The organism is Pantoea eucrina, assembly GCF_002095385.1.
Lineage (GTDB): Bacteria > Pseudomonadota > Gammaproteobacteria > Enterobacterales > Enterobacteriaceae > Pantoea > Pantoea eucrina.
Genome location: NZ_MIPP01000004.1, coordinates 102,370 through 122,607, shown reverse-complemented (window position 1 = coordinate 122,607; position 20,238 = coordinate 102,370). Strand labels below are relative to the sequence as shown.

Here is a 20,238-nt window from a genome sequence, read left to right as displayed (position 1 = left end):
ATTGCGCAAAGTGTACCACGCCGGAGATCCCATGAGCCAACTTGAACTGACCCATAGCACCCTTACGCTGGAGCGCTTTCCGCCGATGCGCGAAGAGAGCCCGTTACAGGCGTGGGATGCTGCCGATGAATATCTGCTGCAGCAGACGCTGCCGGAAGGTCCGGTGCTGGTGTTCAATGACAGCTTTGGGGCATTAACCTGTGGCCTGCAGGATCGGGAGATCTGGCACGTCAGCGACTCCTGGCTGAGCCAGCAGGCAGCCAGACAGAATCTGCGCTTAAATGGTTTGTCTGACGATCGCATTCACTTTATTGACAGCCTGAGCGCGCTGCCTGCGGCGCCTGCTGCTGTCTTAATCAAAATTCCCAAAGCGCTGGCGCTGCTGGAGCATCAGCTGCGTGCGCTGCGCAGCGTGGCCACGCCAGAGACGCTGATTCTGGCGGCAGCCAAAGCAAAAGATATTCATAACTCCACCCTGCAGCTGTTTGAGCGAATTCTGGGTGAGAGTAAAACGTCGCTGGCCTGGAAAAAAGCGCGTCTGATCTACAGCCGTTACAGCGCCCCGGCGCTGGCTGAGGCGGCGGACACTACCGTCTGGCCACTCGATGAGACGCCTTACCAGATCCATAACCACGCCAACGTCTTTTCACGCACTTCGCTGGATATTGGCGCGCGGCTGTTTATGCAGCATTTGCCACACAATATTGAAGGCGAAATCATGGATCTCGGCTGCGGCAACGGCGTGATTGGCTTAATGGCACTGGAGCAGAATCCGCAGGCTGAGGTACTGTTTTATGATGAATCTTATATGGCGGTCGCCTCCAGCGAGCTGAACGTCAGGGTTAACCGCCCGCAGGATCTGTCGCGCAGTCAGTTCCGCGTTAATAATGTGCTGAGCGGCTTTCCCTCCGACCGGCTGCATGCGGTGTTGTGCAATCCGCCGTTCCACCAGCAGCATGCGGTTACCGATCACCTGGCGTGGCAGATGCTGCGCGACGCAAAGCGTTGCCTGCAGTATGGCGGTGAGCTGCGCATCGTGGGCAACCGGCACCTCGGCTATCACCAGAAGATGAAGAAGCTGTTTGGTAACTGCGAACTGGTGGCGTCCAGCGCCAAGTTTGTGGTGCTGCGCGCGGTCAAACTGCGCTGATCACAGACTCAGCGCCAGCGCGGTAGCCTGTGCAATAGCCCGCCGCGCGTCCAGCTCCTGCGCCACATCTGCGCCGCCGATCACCCGCACCGGTTTGCCGCGTGCGGCAAGCTCGTCAGCCAGCAGGCGCAGCGGCTCCTGACCGGCGCAAACCACAATATTATCCACGGCCAGCGTGACCGGTTTACCCTGGTGACGCAGATGCAGCCCTGCATCGTCAATGCGCAGATATTCCACATCTCCCCACATCTCTACGCCGTGCGCCTGCAGGCTGGTGCGGTGGATCCAGCCGGTGGTTTTCGCCAGGCCCGCTCCGGGCTTCCCGCCTTTACGCTGCAGCAGCCAGATTTGCCGGCCGGGAGAGGGGGGCCGGGCAGGAACAACGCCGCCGCGCGCCTGCAGCGTCCGATCGATTCCCCAGCGCTGGTAAAAATCCTCTGATGAATGGAGTAAATAGGCGGCCGTATCAAAACCGATGCCGCCTGCGCCGATAATGGCGATGCGCTGACCCACCGGTTTTTTATGGCGCAGAAGATCCAGATAGCCGATCACGCTGGCATGATCGATGCCGGGAATAGAGAGCTGACGCGACGTTACGCCGGTAGCGATGATAATTTCATCCGCGTCTGTCAGCTCTTCGGCACAGACCCGGTGGTTAAGCCGCAGCGTCACCTTCGCTGCCGCAAGCTGATGGCGGAAGTAGCGCAGGGTTTCGCTAAACTCCTCTTTACCCGGGATCTGTCGGGCGATACCAAACTGCCCGCCAATCTCCGCCTCCGCTTCATAGAGCGTTACCTTATGCCCGCGCTGAGCCGCCTGCAGGGCAAAAGCCATGCCTGCCGGACCGGCGCCAACCACAGCCAGCTGCTTCGGCTGCGTGGCTGGCACAACCGGCATCAGGGTTTCGTGGCAGGCGCGCGGATTGACCAGGCAGGATGTCACGTTGCCTGCAAAAATCTGATCGAGGCACGCCTGATTACACGCAATACAGGTATTGATAGCTTCAGGCTGACCCTGCGCCGTTTTGGAGACAAACGCGGCATCCGCCAGAAACGGCCGTGCCATTGAAACCATATCAGCAGTCCCGTCGCGCAGCAGGGCTTCAGCCACGTCAGGGTGGTTGATCCGGTTGGTGGCAATTACCGGCACGGATACGCGTTCGCGCAGGTGGCGGGTTACCCAGGCAAAGCCGGCTCGCGGGACACAGGTGGCTATCGTCGGGATGCGCGCTTCATGCCAGCCAATACCGCTGTTGAACAGCGTCACGCCACACGCTTCCAGCGCTTCAGCCAGCATCAGCGTTTCATCCAGCGTGCTGCCGTGCTGCACCAGGTCGAGCAGCGACAGCCGGAAAATAACAATAAAGTCTTCGCCTGTGGCGTGGCGTACCGCCTGCGTCACTTCACGGGCGAAGCGCTGCCGGCGCTGCACATCGCCTCCCCAGGCGTCAGTGCGCTGGTTAGTCTGCGCCGTCAGAAACTGATTAATCAGATACCCCTCGGAGCCCATGATCTCTACGCCATCATAGCCCGCCTGCTGTGCCAGACGGGCGCAGCGGGCAAAATCGGCAATCGTCTGTTCAATTTCTGCTTCGCTCAGCGCATGCGGAGTAAAAGGATTGATAGGCGCCTGGAGTGCGGAAGGGCCTACCAGCGCACGCTGATAGCTGTAGCGTCCGGCATGCAGTATCTGCAGCGCGATTTTTCCGCCCTGCGCATGGACCGCCGTCGTGATCTGACGATGCCAGCCGCACTGACTTTCATCGGTCAGCATCGCACCACCCTGTGCCACCACACCCTGCGCATTCGGCGCGACGCCGCCGGTTACAATTAGCGCCACGCCCTCGCGTGCGCGCTCAGCATAAAAAGCGGCCAGTCGCTCCGCCCCGTCAGGGTGCTCCTCCAGTCCGGTATGCATTGAGCCCATCAGAAAACGATTTTTTAACCGGGTAAATCCCAGATCGAGAGGCGTAAATAAGCAGGGGTAGTGCTCGATCATGATCGGGTACTCGAAAGTGGTCGGATGAGTTAACTCTAACGGTAATCGCGCATGATGGAAGAGGGGGACGCTGAGCTTGTGAGAGACGTCAAAAAAAGCAGGGCGGCAGGTTACGTACGAAGTATCAGCTTGTCTTCGTTACGCACGGGAAGGACCGGCGCGCCCTGAAAGGGCCAGAGTACAGGGCTAATGACTTAGCACTTTTTATATATCATCATGGATTCCTTTTTCCGGAAACGCCGGGTAATTATTAGACCGCGGCAACCTGTGTTCATCGCAAATCGCCTGAGTTTTAAATATTATAGCGGGAAAGTAATCTGGAAATAAGTCTTCAGATAGAGTCAGACAGAGAATTTATCATTTTAACCGCTATTTTAATGTTATTAATGATGCTTGTTAATCATAGCGCGCAGCTGAATGGTGCGATCGGATGAGTGATATATTTATTGCGCGCCAGCCCGCACAGTTAGCGGCAGCCAGCAGCCGGGGTGCCTTTTTTTCTGGATGGATTATTCTTTATTTTATTTGTGAAGCAGTTAATTCCATATCTTAATAATTTTTTATTTATCGGTTTCATATAATTACCTGAATAATCACATTGTGAAGGTGATTTTCCTGCTATTACCACTGAGTTAACTGAAAAGGTTAAACGATATAGCCCTTTTACCTGTCATATACTTTTAGAGGAGAGGCAGATTGGATTTAAACACTCAGCCAGTCCGTATTGCTGTTCTTGACGGTCATCCTATGATTCGTCTGGTTTTTGAGCTATGTCTGAAAAACCATCCCGATATTCACCTTGTTGCTGCCTGGTCTTCCGGCAGCGAGCTTTTCAGCGCGTTAAGTACGCACAGTGTTGATGTTCTGATTCTGGATTTCCTGCTGGGCGAGCGTGAAATTGATGGCCTGACGCTAATAAAGCAAATACGTAATCACTATCCGATGCAGAAAATGCTGGTTTTAACCTCTGCCGAAAGCCCGGCGGTAGCAAGAATGGTACTCCGGGCCGGCGTAAACGGGTTTATCGGTAAAAGCCATCCCTTTGAAGAGGTACTGGCGGCGGTCAGATCCGTTGCTGAGAATAACCTGTTTTTAGCCACGCACCTTGCTGAAGAGATCCAGACGCTGTATGCCATTTCCGGAAAAAAGGCGGACGATGATTTCTGTATCAGCTGTAAGCCGGTTCTTCACGAAAAAATAAGATTATTAAGTCCGCGTGAAGCAGAAGTGATCCGCTGCTTTCTTGATGGCATGAGCGTTTCACAGATTGCGGCCAAGTTCAGACGAAGCCGGAAGACGGTAAGCGGACAGAAGCAGTCGGCGCTGAAAAAGCTCGGCGTCCGTTCAGATTCGGAACTATTTAAATATAGCCGGGAGCTGCTGTCAGCCCGGTAATCGCGCAGGGCGGCCGCGCCCGAGCGCAGCAACCTGATAGCCAGTTCACGTTCCCGGTAACATCTTTTCTGTAACATCGTTCTGAGTGATGTTCATCACAGTTTTATCCTGTTTAACCCGTTTTTATAGTCGTCACATTATCAGACTCACAGGATAAACATGAATATTGAAACGCAATCCTGCGTTATTACCGGCAAAAAGCAGGTCAGTGTCGCACAGCAGCAGGTGCAATGGGATGGCTCCGGCACGCTGGTGCGCATTACGCGCGGCGGAATCTGCGGCTCCGATCTGCACTACTACCAGGAGGGAAAAGTGGGCAGCTTTGCGCTGCAAATGCCCATGATACTCGGGCATGAAGTGATTGGTTACGTCATTGAAAGCGACGATCCCCGCCTGCAGCCGCAGCAAAAAGTGGCTGTCAATCCAGCTAAACCCTGCGGTGAATGCAAATATTGTCAGCGCCAGCAGGAGAACCAGTGTACCGCCATGCGCTTTTTTGGCAGTGCAATGTATGTCCCGCACGTCGATGGCGGATTTACCCGGCACAAAGTGGTGGCGAGCAGCCAGTGCGTGCCTTTTCCACAGGATGCCGATGAAAAGGTGATGGTGTTTGCTGAGCCGCTCGCGGTCTGCATTCACGCCACGCATCAGGCTGGCGATCTTACCGGTAAGCGTATCTTTATCTCCGGCACCGGGCCAATTGGCTGTCTGATTGCCGCTGCCGCGCAGGCGCGTGGTGCTGCAGAGGTTGTCTGCAGCGATATCAGTGAACGTTCGCTGGAGATGGCGCAGCAAATGGGTGCCACGCAAATAGTTAACGCGGCAAGCGGCGATTTCACCGGCTGGATGGCGGATAAGGGCTACTTCGATGTTGCGTTTGAAGCGTCCGGCCATCCGGCGTCACTGCAGAGCTGCCTGGAAGTTGTGTGTGCCAGAGGCACGGTGGTGCAGGTAGGAATGGGCGGCGCATTTCCTGATTTCCCCCTGATGACGCTGATTGCCAAAGAGATAAATCTGACGGGATCGTTCCGTTTTACGCATGAATTTAATACGGCAGTTGAGTGGCTGGCGCAGGGCGTTATCAACCCGCTGCCGCTCTACAGCGGGGAATACCCGCTTCAGGATATCGATGCGGCGCTGCAGTTTGCCAGCGATAAAACCCGCGCGGCAAAAGTTCAGCTGACTTTTTAGGGAGATACTATGAACGCACTCTTTTCTCTGGCCGGCAAGCGTGTACTGCTGACCGGTTCAGCACGCGGTATCGGGTTTCTGCTGGCGCAGGGCCTGGGTGAAGCCGGCGCCGAAGTGATTATTAACGCGACCACAGCTGAAGGGGCAGAGCGCGCCGCCGTCGCCTGCGTGAGCAGGGGATCGTCGCCCGGGCCAAAGCGTTTGACGTAACCGATTCCGGCGCGGTGCATCAGGCGATCGATGAAATTGAAGCACAGTGGGGCGCCATCGATATTCTGGTAAATAACGCCGGCATCCAGCGTCGGCGGCCTTTTCTGGAGTTTCCTGAACAGGACTGGCACGACGTAATTGCGGTAAACCAGACCGCCGTGTTTTTTGTCTCGCAAAAAGTGGCGCAGCAGATGGTAACGCGCCAGCGCGGCAAAATTATCAATATCGGTTCAATGCAGAGTGAGCTGGGCCGCGACACCATCACGCCATATGCGGCCTCTAAAGGGGCGGTCACCATGCTGACGCGGGGAATGTGCGTCGAGCTGGCGCGCTACAACATTCAGGTTAATGCGATTGCGCCGGGCTACTTTGTCACCGAGATGACGCAGCCGCTGGCTGACGATCCCGCGTTTACCGGCTGGCTGACTAAGCGTACGCCTGCTGCGCGCTGGGGTAAGCCGGAAGAGCTGATTGGTGCCGCCATCTTTCTGGCCTCTGCCGCCTCAGATTTCGTTAACGGACATCTGCTGTTTGTCGATGGCGGTATGCGCGTAGCCGTGTAGTGCGTGGCCCGAGAGCCTGCCTGGCAACATTTTAAACAGTGGAGATTCAGAAGAAAGCGCCAATCTCGCCGCCTGGAGCCGCGGCTCTGCTGACGCTTAGCGCGCTTATCCACGGGCCGGCTGCTCACAGGGCAGCAAAGCGATTAACGACGGCGGATCCACGAAAAGCGCGACTGGTATCCACTACTGAAGTGGGTATTGCGCCGGTAGCTGGATCCCGCCTCGGCCATACAGTAGGTACATACGTTGACCGCATCAATCTGTGCCGGCCCGAGTCCGCGCTCTAGCAGGATGCTGCGCGCCAGCCCGGGCAGGCTGAACCACGCCCCCTGCTGCTGCGCCTGCGCCTGCGCACGTACCGCCTGCGGATTCACGGGTTGCTGATGCGTCCACTGCAGCGGCGGCAGATCGCTGAGCTGCTGCATCTGGCGGATACGATCCTCGCCCAGCTCATAACAGCAGGGGCCAATGGCCGGACCGATAGCGACGCAAAGCGTATCGATACTCGCGCCGCGTGCCAGCAGGACATCCAGCGCGCTTTGCAGAATTCCGCTAAGCGTGCCGTTCAGCCCGGCATGGATCGCCGCCACCTGCTGCTGCACGGGATCGGCAAACAGCACCGGCAGGCAGTCGGCAGTATAAACCGCTACCGGACGGTTATCTTCAGCAATCACACCGTCAGATTCACAGCTTTTTGGCGGCCGGTTTTGTCCCGATAACACCACGCGGGCGCTGTGACGCTGATGTCCGTAAGCGGCAGCCTCAGGTGCAGGCAGACCCGCAGGCTGAAAGGCATACTCCAGCCATGTCAGGCTATCCAGCAGCGCTGAACGCGGACCGCAGATTTTACTCTCCATACTTCTCTCCTGTGACCTGAACGTAACCGGCGACTGCGCACAGCTTACGTTAACCGGTACGTTTTTACAGCGCTCTGGCAGATATCTTTCTCATCACGGCTAACGTCATGCGTTCAGCTTATAGCTGCCCGTATCACAGCGCTGTGTTTCACGATGGCCTGCGCTGAGATTGCCGCGCAGAGCCGGAGTAACTGCATAAAAGAGTGGAACGGTAAATAATTTGACCACTGAAAAAACACCCGGCGGCGCAGGGGATTACGTTTTACCGTCAGAGCCACGCATATTTACATTTTGCGTTAGCTGCCAGGCGCTGGCGGCATTTCATGATATATAACCTGATTTTACGCCAGCGATGAGTGGATAATTTTGATGTTTTCCGGATAATACAGATTATTGCGCTAAGCATTAATTTTAATAACTAAGAACTATCCTGGTTATAGTGCGATTATTAGCCAGCGCGGTGCACGCTGCTGCCAGGTAATATGTATATTTTTGTCAGCCAGCTTCTTGCGTTATTTTTTATAGATTTTTATCCATTGAAATATAATCGCTTTAACTAATTATCCTCTTTTAAATATGCTTGCTTAAACTGACTTATTAATTACCTTTCCTGACTTTTATTTTACAAAACGGCTGCCGTCCCGCGGCGTTAAATAATAAAGATGCAACTTAAATCTTAAGCGGCTATAACCAATTTTTGTGAGGTGAAGCTGCTTTGTTTCCGCTGCGGAGGTTTACGGCCTCCTGCTCAGAGGGCATTTATTATCTGCAAATCAGATACGCAGGCATAAAGAGAAGATGATTGTGATGATACAAAAACCGTTATCAGTGAAATATCGCGGCGCCGTTTTACCCTGTCATGAGCACCGCTCAGGCTATGTTAAATACCCTCTGCGTCATCTGTACCGCAATCAGCTGAGGAGCGTGTGCCATGAACGTTAAAACACTGCGGCAGGATATTCCGGCCGGGCTGGTGGTATTTCTGGTGGCGCTGCCGCTTTGCCTGGGCATTGCTCAGGCCAGCGGTCTGCCGCCTTTCGCCGGTCTGCTTACCGGTGTAATTGGCGGGCTGCTGGTAACCGCGCTGAGTCCGTCGCGCTTTGCGGTCAGCGGCCCGGCAGCAGGGCTGGTAACGATTGTGGTGGCGTCCATCCAGACGCTGGGCAGTTTTTCTGCTTTTCTGACCGCGCTGATTCTGGCGGGTGTCCTGCAGTGCCTGCTGGGCCTGCTGCGCGCCGGGCGGTTTATCGCGCTGGTGCCCGGCAGCGTGATTAAAGGCATGCTGGCCGCAATCGGCATTTTGCTGATTATGCAGCAGATCCCTGTGGCGCTGGGCGCAGCCGGAGAGGGCGGGCTGGGGGCGCTGATGTCAGGCAATGTCGCGTTCTCAGCCAGTGCTATTGGGGTAGCAGCCGCGGGCCTGCTGACGCTCTGGCTCTGGACCACGCCGCTGGTTAAGTCAGTCAGGGTGCTCAGCTGGATCCCCGGTCCACTGGTGGCGGTGCTGATTGGCTGTATGGCAACCTTCGCCGGAGACCGGCTCTTTCCGGCGCTGGGCGACGGGTTACCGCGTATCGTACTGCCTGCGTTTGACAGCCTTAGCGCGCTGGCCGCTGAACTGGAAACGCCGGACTGGCTGGCGTGGCAGAATCCCGCCGTCTGGGTGGTAGCGGTTACGCTGGCGCTGGTCGCCAGCCTGGAGACGCTGCTCAGCCAGGAGGCGCTGAAAAAACTGCGTCCGCAGTATCCGGCTCCTTCGCCTGATAAAGAGATGGTGGCGCAGGGAATAGGTAACTTAACGGCAGGATTACTGGGCGCAATGCCGATTACCGCTGTCATTGTCCGCAGTTCGGTGAACGTCAGCGTCGGTGCACAGAGTAAACTCTCAATTCTGATCCATGGCGTCCTGCTGCTGGTCTGCGGCCTGTGGTTCAGTTCGCTGCTCAACGCGATCCCGCTGGCCAGCCTGGCCGCTGTGCTGCTTTACACCGGCTACAAGCTGGCGACGCCGCGCCTGTTTGCTGAGCAGATCCGGATGGGGTGGGCGCAGTCGGTGCCTTTTCTGGCCACGATTGGCGGCATCATCCTGCTGGGGATGCTGGCCGGTATTTTCCTCGGGATCGCCGTGCAGATCCTCTGCAGCATCTATCAGAGCCACCGCAATGCGCTGCAGCTCACCCGCCATGACGATCACTATGTGCTGCGCTTTCATCAGAACCTGACGTTTATGCATAACCCTAAGCTGCAGGGCGTGCTGGCAGAAATTCCGGAAAACAGCCTGGTGATTGTGGAGCAGGGTAACGCGGAATATCTCGATCCGGATGTGAAAGCGGTTCTGCGCGACTTTGGTGAAAATGCGCCGGAGCGGGGCATACGGCTGAGCCAGTGGCCGGTAGCCGTTAAGTAAATGATTATGCCCGGCAAAAATCGGATATCACGGGTAGACGGTTTTTGTTCGGGCGCGGCATAATCGGCGGCAGAACGTCTGCAGGCCGGATGCCTTAGCCAGCCGAACAGGAGAGTAAACCCGAACCTGTTCGCTGAATTGGCACCGCACGATCTGATGTTCAATAAAAGGGGGGTGCCACTGCAACGCGGCAACGATTTCAGGTTACAGGATGCGGATGAATGCGCGTTTCGCTGTTTGATGAACATAACGATAAGAAAAATGCTCTCACGCTTTTCTTGATTACGCTCTTTTTCTGTTTTCTTGGCAGCCACCTGCGGGTCCCTGAAGAGTTTTCACTGTTCTGGCCTGTTAATGCGCTGATTGCCGGGCTGATTGTCCGTCAGCCTTTTCTGCATACGCCCTCCAGCTATCTTGTTGCTCTGGCCGCGATGATTTTTAACGACACGGTATTTTCAGGCTGGGCCTTTGCTGCTGTCACGATCAATATCGCCAATATTCTGTTTACGCTTGTCGCGGTCTGTATGCTGATCAGACCGCTGCAGACACCAGCTGCCAGCAGTCAGGTCGTCAATGCGATGCGCATTTTTCCCGCCTGTTTACTCGGGGCCGCTGCCTGTGCGACCTGGGGCGCCTGGGCGCAGGGCATCGATTTCAATGCGCGCTTTGTGGTCGCATGGGCTGACTGGTTCAGCGAACAGATCTCGACCTCGCTGATGCTGCTGCCCGTTATGCTGGCCCGCCCGCTGCGCAGCGTCTCTCTGCGTCAGCTGCTGACGCCGGCGACGCTGCTGCCGCTGCTCGCCGTGGTGCTGTCGCTGACAGCGGGCGCGCTGATTGGCGGCGCCGGCAGTCTGACCTTTCCGGTGCCGGCGCTGATCTGGTGTGCGATTGTGCTGCCTATGCCGGTCACCAGCGTGGTGATCCTGCTGACCGGTATTACAGAGATTGTGCTGGTTTCTCACGGCGTGATGAATATTCAGGGTAACGACGCGCTGTTGCCGATTGGCCACCTTACGTCGGCACGCCTCGGGGTGGCGACCGTTGCGCTGAGCCCGCTGCTGGTGGCGGTCAGTATGGACGCTATCCGTCAGCTTAATCAGCGTCTGGCGCTGCGGGCAAACGTCGATGTGCTGACGCAGCAGCTGTCGCGCTCCGGCCTGTATGAACAGCTGAAACAGATGCCGTTTTCTCTGCAGCGCCATACCGGCGTGATCATGCTGGATGTCGATTACTTCAAAACCATTAACGACAACTTCGGACACGACGCCGGTGACAGCGTGCTGGAAGAGATTGGGCGACGTATCCAACAGGTGGCGCAGCAGCAGGGCATGATCTGCCGCTTTGGCGGCGAAGAGTTTGTGATTGTGGTGTTTGATGCCGTGCCGGAACAGCTCTACCGGCTGGCGGAGTCCGTGCGCCAGGCGCTGGCGCGCGAAAAGTTCTGGATCAAAGGAAACAGCGTGACGGTGACGGCCAGTATGGGCCTGGCGTGGGATTGCGCCCGGCACGAGCGGGAGTGGCCGGAGGTAATCAACCGGCTGATTTCCGCAGCAGACAAACATCTCTATAGCGCCAAGCGCAACGGACGTAACCAGGTGGCGCCCGCCGCCGCGCTGAGCGCCAGTCATGTGGCCTGAGCGCCGCTTACATCGTGCTGGCTAAGCGCTGACGCTGCTGATGTCGAGCCTGTGCCAGCTCAATCAGGCGGCTGATCAGATCGCGATAGCTCAGATCCGCCGCCTGCCACAGCTTGGGATACATGCTGATATTGGTAAAGCCGGGCAGGGTATTCACTTCGTTCACCACGATCTCGTCGCGATCCGTCAGAAACACATCGACACGCGCCATGCCAAAACATTCGAGCGCTTTGAAGGCGGCCAGCGCGGTTGCCTGAATAGCCGCGCTGTTTTCCCGGCTGATGTTTGCCGGCACTACCACCTGCGCACCGCTGGCGTTGATATATTTGGTGTCATAGGCGTAGAACGCATCCTGCACCATTACTTCTCCGCACGGGCTCGCTTCCGGCGCGTCGTTACCCAGCACCGCACACTCAATCTCACGCCCGTTAATCCCTGTTTCAATCAGGATTTTGCGGTCAAAACGGAACGCCAGATCGGCAGCAACGTTAAACTCAGCGGCATCGGTAACTTTGCTGACGCCCACCGACGATCCCTGATTAGCCGGTTTGATAAACAGCGGCAGGCCCAGCTGCGCAATGACCGCTGCCGTGTCCAGCGTGTCGCGCTCTGCCTGGGTCACGCTGATCCACGGCGCAACGCGAAGGCCGGCATCACGCAGCAGACGCTTGGTAAAATCTTTATCCATGCTCACTGCGGACCCCAGTACATCCGAGCCGACAAACGGGACATCCGCCATGCGCAGCAGCCCCTGCAGTGAGCCATCTTCCCCCTGCGTACCGTGCACAATCGGAAAAATGACATCCAGATGAGGCAGCGGCTCCGCCTGCTCACAGCCGATAAACTGCGCCCGCTCGCCTCCGGGTATCAGCGCCACGGCTTCTCCCTCCGGGTGCAGCGCAATGCGCGCCGGATCCGTAGCGTTGAGCAGAAAGCGGCCGGCGTCATAGCGCCGCCAGCGGCCCTGTTTATCAATGCCCAGCAGCACCGCGTCATATTTCTGCGGGTCCAGCGAATCCAGAATATTTTTTGCTGATTGTAATGAGACTTCATGCTCAGCAGATTTGCCGCCGAAGACAATCCCTACGCGCTGTTTTGCCATTGTTTCTTATCCGATTGCAGTTAAGCGAGCAGCTAAGATAGCACGCGTATTCCGGGTCAGGGGAGCGCAAATCGCATCAGAACGGCGCGCCTGCTGCCGTGCTCGCGCTGTTGCAAAAAACGGTCAATCATCCCTAAACAGACGGGAAATCAGTTTGATTACGCGACTTCCTGTGCTTAAAATCGCGGCGGTTTACTTAACAGGAGCACTCTCTTGGACAACTGTCCCAAACGATCGCAAAAGGCGTCCGCGCTAAGATAGTGTTCCCGCTGTCTTAACCGCGCGTTGAGATGGCGTATTCCCTCCCGAATGGCCTCTGTTCATCTGCTGCCTCACGTGCAGCACGTCGCCCGCTGCGATCCATTCTTTCATTCTGAGCTGTTGTCAGCGTCTGCTGACATGCGGAGGATAAAATGGACTGGAAAATTTTCCTGCTGCGGGTGACTGCAGCACTGATTCTGGGTGCGCTGATCGGCAGCGAACGCCAGTTGCGGCAGCGCATGACCGGCCTGCGCACCAACGCGCTGGTCAGCACCGGTGCCTGCCTGTTTGTACTGATGACGCAGAGCGTACCTGGTATTGCCCATGACGCATCGCGCATCGCCGCCTACGTGGTCTCTGGCATCGGCTTTCTCGGTGGCGGCGTGATTATGCGTGATGGCCTGAACGTGCGCGGACTCAACACCGCTGCCACGCTCTGGTGCACGGCGGCAGTAGGGGTGCTGTGCAGCATGGGGCTACTGCTGGAGGCGGCTATCGGCACCCTGATCATCCTGTGCGCTAACATTCTGCTGCGCGAACTGACGCGGAGCATCAACCGTCAGACGCTGGTGCCGGCCGCCGAAGCGGTGCAGCACTATACGGTGCAGATCACCTGCCTGGCGCAGGATGAGGTACAGGTACGCAGCCTGATGCTGCACAGTTTAGGCAACAGCGATCTGCGCCTGCAGTCGCTGCAGAGTGAAGATATCGACAGCTCGCAGCGCATGATGGTCAGCGCCGAAGTGCTGGGTAAGCCCAATCTGACCCAGCAGCTGGAAAATCTTGTCAGCCGCATCAGCCTGGAGAAGGGCGTCAGTGCGGTGCGCTGGCAGGTGTGCGGTATGGAGCGCGATTAAAAGCGTCTGGTTTTACCTGCTTGTTAATTACATCGAGGAACTGTTCCATAAAACAACAGTTAAAAGATGCTGATCAAGTTAACTGCGCAGAGGTCTCATAACCTGGCGGAGTGAAAAATACAATCGATTAATTTTCAGATAAATCTGAACAATGTTTTAAAAATCAATTTCAATGACTTAAGTCGAATTTTCGCTTTTTTTCTATATAAATCAATTATAAGAATTTAACCCATGCGGTTGATTTATTAATCCGGCCTATTTTATATTCACGCCATACCCCTAAGGAAGCAGAGGGGTTATCTGTTTTTTTCGCCATTTTTACAGGAGTAAATATGAGCAATTCTTATCAAAACGAGATCCCTAAAGCACGTATTAATCTGCGCCTTGACCTGCATACCGGCGGGACACAGAAGAAAACTGAGCTGCCGCTGAAACTGCTGGTGACAGGCGATTTCAGCAACGGCAGAGATAAGCGTGTAGTTTCTGAACGCGAAAAAATCAGCGTCAACAAAAACAACTTTGACAGCGTGCTGAGCGAGTTTTCACCTGCGGTACATTACGCTGTACCAGACGCCGTCGCCGCTGACGGTAGCGAACAACAGGTCAGCCTGACATTTCGCAGCATGAAGGACTTCGAGCCGGAACAGGTTGCCCGTCAAATCCCGCAGCTCAATGTGATGCTGGCCATGCGCAACCTGCTGCGCGATCTGAAATCCAACCTGCTCGACAATGCGACCTTTCGCAAAGAGTTTGAAACCATTCTCAGAGATCCGGCCCTGAGCCGTGAACTGCGCAGCGAGCTTTCTGCCCTCGCCAGTAACCACGACTGAATTCTCCCCTTAACGGACTAATACGAGAGACAATCCTGATGTCAGTTCAGAATGAAACCCTGTCTGCGGGCAGTGCCGCCGTGCCGCAGCACCCGGCAGCGGAGGGCGTTTACGCCTCGCTGTTTGATAAAATTAATCTCAATCCGGTCTCTGAACTCAGCGATCTGAACGTCTGGCAGGATAGTCAGGCGCTGTCAGACGCCTCGGCCGATGAGCGCGTTACCGCGGCCATACAGGTGCTGCTTACCCGTCTGAAAAGCAGCAACACACAGGTTGAGAAACTCGACAAGCATCTGCTGGATCACCACATTGCTGAGCTTGATGCGCAGATTAGCCGTCAGCTGGATGCAGTGATGCACCATGAGGCGTTTCAGAAGGTTGAGTCGGTGTGGCGCGGCCTTAAATCTCTGGTAGATAAAACCGATTTTCGTCAGAACGTAAAGCTCGACGTGCTGGACATATCGAAAGATGACCTGCGCCAGGACTTTGAAGATGCGCCGGAAATAGTCCAGAGCGGTCTCTATTTGCAGACCTACGTTGCTGAATACGATATGCCAGGCGGTGAGCCGATTGGGGCAGTCATTTCAGCCTATGAGTTTGATGCATCCGCACAGGATATCGCGCTGCTGCGCAACATCTCTAAAGTGGCTGCCTCTGCGCATATGCCGTTTATCGGTTCAGCAGGTCCGGCGTTCTTCCTGAAAGACTCCATGGAAGAGGTCGCGGCCATTAAGGATATCGGCAACTACTTTGATCGCGCTGAGTACATCAGGTGGAAATCTTTCCGCGAAACCGATGATGCCCGCTATATCGGCCTGACCATGCCGCGCGTGCTGGGTCGTCTGCCCTGGGGCCCCGACACCATGCCGGTACGCAGTTTTAACTACGCGGAGGAGGTGAAAGGACCGGACCACGAGAAATATCTGTGGGTAAACGCCGCGTTCGCTTTTGCCGCAAATATGGAGAGAAGTTTCATCAGCAACGGCTGGTGCGTACAAATTCGCGGTCCGCAGGCGGGCGGCGCAGTAGATGACCTGCCTATTCATCTTTATGATCTCGGCACCGGCAGCCAGGTGAAAATCCCGTCAGAGGTGATGATCCCGGAAACCCGCGAGTTTGAGTTTGCGAACCTCGGCTTTATTCCGCTCTCGTACTATAAGAATCGCGACTACGCCTGCTTCTTCTCGGCAAACTCCACGCAGAAACCGGCGCTGTATGACACGGCTGACGCTACGGCAAACAGCCGTATCAATGCCCGCCTGCCCTATATCTTCCTGCTGTCGCGTATTGCGCACTACCTGAAGCTGATTCAGCGCGAGAACATCGGAACCACCAAAGATCGTCGCCTGCTGGAGCTGGAGCTCAATAACTGGATAAAAACGCTGGTGACGGAGATGACAAATCCTGGCGATGCACTGCAGGCTTCGCACCCGCTGCGTGAAGCAAAAGTGGTAGTGGAAGACATTGAGGACAATCCAGGCTTCTTCCGCGTGAAGCTGTTTGCGGTGCCGCACTTTCAGGTGGAAGGCATGGACGTCAACCTGTCACTGGTATCCCGGATGCCAAAAGCGAAAGCGTAAGGCGGCCATCCGGAATGAAAATTTACCGTCCGTTATGGGAAGAGGGCGCGTTTCTGACGCCGCAGCAGTTCCAGCAGCAGGCGATGTGGGACGCGCACGTGGCCGGCACTGTCGCAGGGATGACGCTGGCCCATCCATGGGGGGTGCTGTGTGCAGAGTTCGATGACGGCGCACTGGCACTCTCAAAACTGAATGCGACGCGCATTGCCGTCCGCTTTACCGATGGCACGCTGGTTGATACCCGCCTGGCTGATGCGCTTCCGCCAGTCTGTGACTTAACGAACGTCACAGATCGGGATTGTGTGGAGGTGGTGCTGGCATTACCGCTCATCAACGCAAGCGGCGGTAATCTGGTCAACGATGCCGAAAGCGAGCGTCCGCGCCGCTGGATCGCCGCCCGGGAGCGCGTGCAGGAACTGGCCGGTCATGAGATCACGGAGATTGCGGTGCAGCGTTATGCCCTGCGGCTGCGGCTGGCGCATCAGGAAAACGCCGCGTATCTGACCTGTCCGGTAGCCCGTCTTAAGCGCAATGCGCAGGGAGAGTGGGTGCGCGACGCGGCGTTTATCCCGCCCATGCTGGCACTGACTGCCTGTCCGGCGCTGGTTACGGGGCTGGGTGACCTGCTGCACCGCCTGCAGGCGCGGCGTCAGCATCTGATGCAGCTGCGCCGCGAAAGCAATGAGCGTATGGCGGACTTTGCCGTGTCCGACGTTTCCCTGTTCTGGCTGCTGAATGCGCTAAACAGCGCCGATCCGGTACTGACAGAGCTGCACCACGCGCCGTCACGTCATCCTGAACTGCTTTATCGCGAGCTGGTGCGGCTGGCAGGCAGCCTGCTGACGTTTTCCCTCAGCAATACGCCGGAGGAGATCCCACGCTACCGGCATGAGCTGCCGGAGCAGGTTTTCCCGCCGCTCTTTATGCTACTGGACACGCTGCTGGAGGCGAGTCTGCCTTCCCGCGTTATCGCGATTGAGCTGGATAATCAGGGCGTACTGTGGAAAGGAAAGCTGCACGATGCCCGTTTGCGCGAAGGGGCAGATTTTTATCTCTCTGTTCGATCATCTCTGCCAAATCACGAACTTCAGGCGCGTTTTCCGCTGCTGTGCAAGGCTGGCAGCCACGCTGACGTTTCTGAAGTGGTGAATATTGCCCTGAGCGGTATGACCATCCGGCCGCTACCCCATGTGCCTGCAGCTATTCCGCTGCGCCTTGAGAACCAGTACTTTGCGCTGGATCTTTCAACGGATGCGGCGAAGGCGATGCTTGCCTCCGGCGGCTGTACTTTTTATACCCCGGAGTCGCTGGGTGAGCTGAAGCTGGAACTCTACGCGGTGCTGCGCTCATGAATAATCTTAACAGGCTGACGGAGCAACGCTTTTTTCAGGGCTGGCTGATGGTGAGCCAGCTGCGAGGCGGGCAGCAAATTGAAAACGGGGACGCGCTCTATCGCGAGGCGGTTAACTGGGTAAAGTCAGCCCGTGAAGCGCTGTCAGAGGCCGGAGTCAGCGAGGCCAGCTGCGACCATATGTTATATGCCTTCTGCGTGTTGCTGGATGAGGCGGTACTGAACCGGGGAGTTCAGGATGATGGCTGGGCTCGCTGGAGCCGTGACCCGCTGCAGGTGCGTTTTTTTGGCTCCCTGAACGGCGGGGAAGCGTTATGGGATCGCATCCGTACCGTGCTGCATGAGCCAGCGCCGGAGATCGCTGTTCTGACCTGCTTTTACCGCACGCTGCAGCTGGGTTTCGTCGGGCACTATCGCGCTCAGGATGATGAACGCCGTGAGGATGTGGTGAATGCGCTGGCTGCGCGGGTGCCGCCGTTTACGCTGCCGGAAGATGCACCGCTGGTTATCCGGCCCGCAGGTCTGCGCACCGGACGCCGCGTTTACTGGCTGAGCTGGGGAGTGGCCGTAATGCTGCTCGCCGGACTCTGGTTCGTGCTGGAGTCAGCGCTGGCAGATATGGTCTCGCACATTGCAGGGGCTCAGTAATGTTCCGACCCGATTCACGTCAGGGCCTGGTGCTGCTGGGGAGCGGACTTGCCCTGCTGCTGGTAGTGGAGTACTGGGGTCTGAAGCCGCTGAACAGGGCGATGTTCTGCGGACTGATACTGCTGGTATCTGCGTTTATTCTGTGGCGGTTGCAGCGGTCCACCTCTGACAGTCACTCTGCTGCAGATGCCAGCCTGCCACCTGACACCTGGCGCCGGCCGGTGATCCTCGTGACAGGAGACACCGCGCTGCTGTTTGGCGATCGGGACCACCATGAGAGCGGGCAGGGATGGTATCTGAACGTTCGCCAGCCCGGTGAGCTATCCGCGCTGGCGGAACGGCTGGCTCTTCACTCTCCGTCACTGATGCCGCAGCTGTCAGTAATGCTGGCAATCGTCCCCGGACTGCACACCTCCGCAGAGATATTTACACAGCAGCAGTGCGCGTGGCTGCGGGCATTTCTGCAGTGCCGCCGCGTGCTGAACGGACTGCCGCCGCTCCGGACGGTGATATGGAATTCGTCCGGGGATAGCGGCACATACTGGTTCAGCCTGACGGCCGACCATCCAGAGCTGCAGTTTCATCCGGACAAACGTGCCCGCCTTTCACTGAGTGAATGGGCAGCACAGGATGCGCACTCTGTTCACCACGCGCTCAGGCTGCAAAGCGTGATGCAGTGGTATGCGGGGCAGCTTGCCGCTTCGCACTCAGCGCGCCCCTGCCAGATCGGTCTCTGCCTGACGCCATCGCCGGCGCTGGCGGACAACCTGTGGCAGCAGCATGTTGCCGGGCTGACCACGCTTTCATCTGAAAACAACGAATCCCCGCTTTCACTACCGCTGCCGGATCGCCTTCTGTCCGGCCTGGCGCGGCGGCCGGGTATCAGCCGCTGGCTACGCAAATTGCGCATAGCTGGCCTGATGCTGGGTCTGTTTCTGGCACTCGCCATGCTTTTTTCTTTCATTCACAACCAGCGCCTCATACGCAGCGTGACCGATCACCTTGACCTGTGGCGCAGCCTGCCTGATGACGCCATGGCGGCGAAAACCCTTGCGCGCAATGCGCTTATCCGCGATCGCGCGCTGCTGGATGAGTGGCAGCGCAGCGGTGAGCCGATGCGGTTTGGTATGGGGCTCTATCAGGGCATGCGGCTGACCGCACCGGTGAATGCGGCCATACACCGCTGGGCACCGCCCCCGCCGCCGGCCCCGGTTATCCGGCAGGTCGTACAGGGGCCAGAAACGGTGCGCCTTGACAGCCTGTCGCTATTTGAATCGGGCAGGGCAACGCTAAAAGCGGGTTCCGGCAAGGTGCTGATCAATGCGCTGGTGAATATTAAGGCCCGGCCCGGCTGGCTGATTGTGATAGCCGGTCACACCGACAGCACCGGCAGTGCACAGGGTAATCAGCTGCTTTCACTGAGACGCGCCGAAGCCGTACGCAACTGGATGCGCGATACCGGCGACGTGCCGGAGAGCTGTTTTGCGGTGCAGGGCTACGGTCATGACCGCCCGCTTGCCGCCAACAACACGGCGGCGGGGCGCACGCGTAACCGTCGCGTCGAAATCAGTCTGGTACCGCAGGCTGACGCCTGTCACGTAGCGGACGGACCCACCCGGTCATCGCAGGATGATGGCCATTCTCAATCTGAAAAGGAGCAATACCATGGCAATTCCGGTTTATCTGTGGCTGAAGAATGATGGCGGAGCGGACATCAAAGGGTCTGTAGATGTAAAGAGTCGCGAGGGCAGCATTGAGGTGGTGGCGCAGAAGCATAACCTGTACATCCCTACCGACAACAATACCGGCAAGCTGACCGGCACCCGTATTCATACGCCCTTTCTGCTCACTAAAGAAATCGACGCGTCAAGCCCGTATCTCTATAAAGCGGTAACCACCGGACAAACTCTGAAATCGGCGGAGTTCAAATGGTATCGCATCAACGACGCGGGTCAGGAAGTTGAGTACTTCAACACAAAGCTTGAGAACGTGAAGGTGGTGAAGGTGAATCCGGTGATGCACGACACCAAAGATCCGGCAAAGGAGAAGCACAACCATCTGGAGCACGTTGAGCTGCGCTACGAAAAGATCACCTGGACCTATAAAGAAGGCAACATCATCCACTCCGATTCCTGGAACGAACGCGCTACCGCGTAACTGATTCACTCTGCTCAGGGCGTTGTGCTCTGAGCACCTGC

Annotated in this window: 15 protein-coding genes and 1 pseudogene; 13 read left to right on the top strand and 3 right to left on the bottom strand. The window is 56.9% G+C overall.

The genetic code is table 11. The features are described from left to right. Positions 1-31: 31 nt before the first annotated feature. Positions 32-1,150 (top strand): 23S rRNA (guanine(1835)-N(2))-methyltransferase RlmG, encoded by a 1,119-nt coding sequence (gene rlmG, locus HA43_RS03770; RefSeq protein ID WP_094111017.1) that lies wholly within the window; start codon positions 32-34, stop codon positions 1,148-1,150. On the opposite strand, the gene HA43_RS03765 is transcribed toward rlmG, so the two are convergent. Then, positions 1,151-3,148, bottom strand: a complete 1,998-nt coding sequence (locus HA43_RS03765; RefSeq protein WP_094111016.1) for an NADPH-dependent 2,4-dienoyl-CoA reductase — start codon at positions 3,146-3,148, stop codon at positions 1,151-1,153. A 696-nt stretch (positions 3,149-3,844) separates the two neighbouring features. Here HA43_RS03765 and HA43_RS03760 point away from each other — a divergent pair. The 3 genes and pseudogenes from HA43_RS03760 to idnO all read left to right on the top strand — a co-directional run bounded on the left by HA43_RS03760 (position 3,845) and on the right by idnO (position 6,507). Next, positions 3,845-4,543, top strand: coding sequence for a response regulator (locus HA43_RS03760; protein ID WP_039380492.1), 699 nt, complete (start codon positions 3,845-3,847; stop codon positions 4,541-4,543). Positions 4,544-4,702: 159 nt separating this feature from the next. Next, positions 4,703-5,734 carry an L-idonate 5-dehydrogenase gene (gene idnD / locus HA43_RS03755; RefSeq protein WP_094111015.1) on the top strand — a complete coding sequence of 344 codons (1,032 nt, stop codon included), beginning with the start codon at positions 4,703-4,705 and terminating at the stop codon, positions 5,732-5,734. A gap of 9 nt (positions 5,735-5,743) precedes the next feature. Further along, positions 5,744-6,507 (top strand): annotated as a pseudogene (idnO, locus tag HA43_RS03750) (gluconate 5-dehydrogenase). 143 nt (positions 6,508-6,650) lie between these two features. Here the strand turns inward: idnO and HA43_RS03745 are convergent. Beyond that, positions 6,651-7,364 carry a purine nucleoside phosphorylase YfiH/LACC1 family protein gene (locus tag HA43_RS03745; protein ID WP_094111014.1) on the bottom strand — a complete coding sequence of 238 codons (714 nt, stop codon included), beginning with the start codon at positions 7,362-7,364 and terminating at the stop codon, positions 6,651-6,653. Between the two features lie 931 nt (positions 7,365-8,295). Between HA43_RS03745 and HA43_RS03740 the strand changes: the two genes are divergently transcribed. Together HA43_RS03740 and HA43_RS03735 are read left to right on the top strand one after the other, a co-directional pair. Further along, positions 8,296-9,771, top strand: a complete 1,476-nt coding sequence (locus HA43_RS03740; RefSeq protein WP_094111013.1) for a SulP family inorganic anion transporter — start codon at positions 8,296-8,298, stop codon at positions 9,769-9,771. A gap of 221 nt (positions 9,772-9,992) precedes the next feature. Further along, a complete protein-coding gene (locus HA43_RS03735) occupies positions 9,993-11,411 on the top strand; it encodes a GGDEF domain-containing protein (RefSeq protein WP_094111012.1) in 1,419 nt (472 codons plus the stop codon). Between the two features lie 7 nt (positions 11,412-11,418). Here HA43_RS03735 and ddlA read toward each other — a convergent pair whose 3' ends face one another. Continuing rightward, on the bottom strand, positions 11,419-12,513 hold the full coding sequence (gene ddlA, locus HA43_RS03730; protein WP_094111011.1) for a D-alanine--D-alanine ligase: 1,095 nt from the start codon (positions 12,511-12,513) through the stop codon (positions 11,419-11,421). Positions 12,514-12,926: 413 nt separating this feature from the next. Between ddlA and HA43_RS03725 the strand changes: the two genes are divergently transcribed. From HA43_RS03725 to HA43_RS03695, 7 genes are all read left to right on the top strand, one after another. Beyond that, positions 12,927-13,631 (top strand): MgtC/SapB family protein, encoded by a 705-nt coding sequence (locus HA43_RS03725; protein WP_039380478.1) that lies wholly within the window; start codon positions 12,927-12,929, stop codon positions 13,629-13,631. A gap of 332 nt (positions 13,632-13,963) precedes the next feature. Then, a complete protein-coding gene (tssB, locus tag HA43_RS03720) occupies positions 13,964-14,461 on the top strand; it encodes a type VI secretion system contractile sheath small subunit (protein ID WP_094111010.1) in 498 nt (165 codons plus the stop codon). Positions 14,462-14,493: 32 nt separating this feature from the next. Beyond that, positions 14,494-16,041, top strand: coding sequence for a type VI secretion system contractile sheath large subunit (gene tssC, locus HA43_RS03715; RefSeq protein WP_094111009.1), 1,548 nt, complete (start codon positions 14,494-14,496; stop codon positions 16,039-16,041). Between the two features lie 14 nt (positions 16,042-16,055). Continuing rightward, positions 16,056-17,393 carry a type VI secretion system baseplate subunit TssK gene (gene tssK, locus HA43_RS03710; protein WP_094111008.1) on the top strand — a complete coding sequence of 446 codons (1,338 nt, stop codon included), beginning with the start codon at positions 16,056-16,058 and terminating at the stop codon, positions 17,391-17,393. Further along, entirely contained in the window at positions 17,390-18,040 is a 651-nt protein-coding gene (gene tssL / locus HA43_RS03705) for a type VI secretion system protein TssL, short form (protein ID WP_094111007.1), read from the top strand. Before tssK ends, tssL begins: the two co-directional genes overlap by 4 nt. Further along, the gene (locus HA43_RS03700; protein ID WP_190289155.1) at positions 18,040-19,740 is read left to right on the top strand and encodes an OmpA family protein; all 1,701 of its coding nucleotides are present in this window, start codon (positions 18,040-18,042) and stop codon (positions 19,738-19,740) included. The genes tssL and HA43_RS03700 overlap by 1 nt, the downstream gene beginning before the upstream one ends. Beyond that, the gene (locus HA43_RS03695) at positions 19,706-20,197 is read left to right on the top strand and encodes an Hcp family type VI secretion system effector (RefSeq protein ID WP_094111006.1); all 492 of its coding nucleotides are present in this window, start codon (positions 19,706-19,708) and stop codon (positions 20,195-20,197) included. The genes HA43_RS03700 and HA43_RS03695 overlap by 35 nt, the downstream gene beginning before the upstream one ends. Positions 20,198-20,238 lie beyond the last annotated feature (41 nt).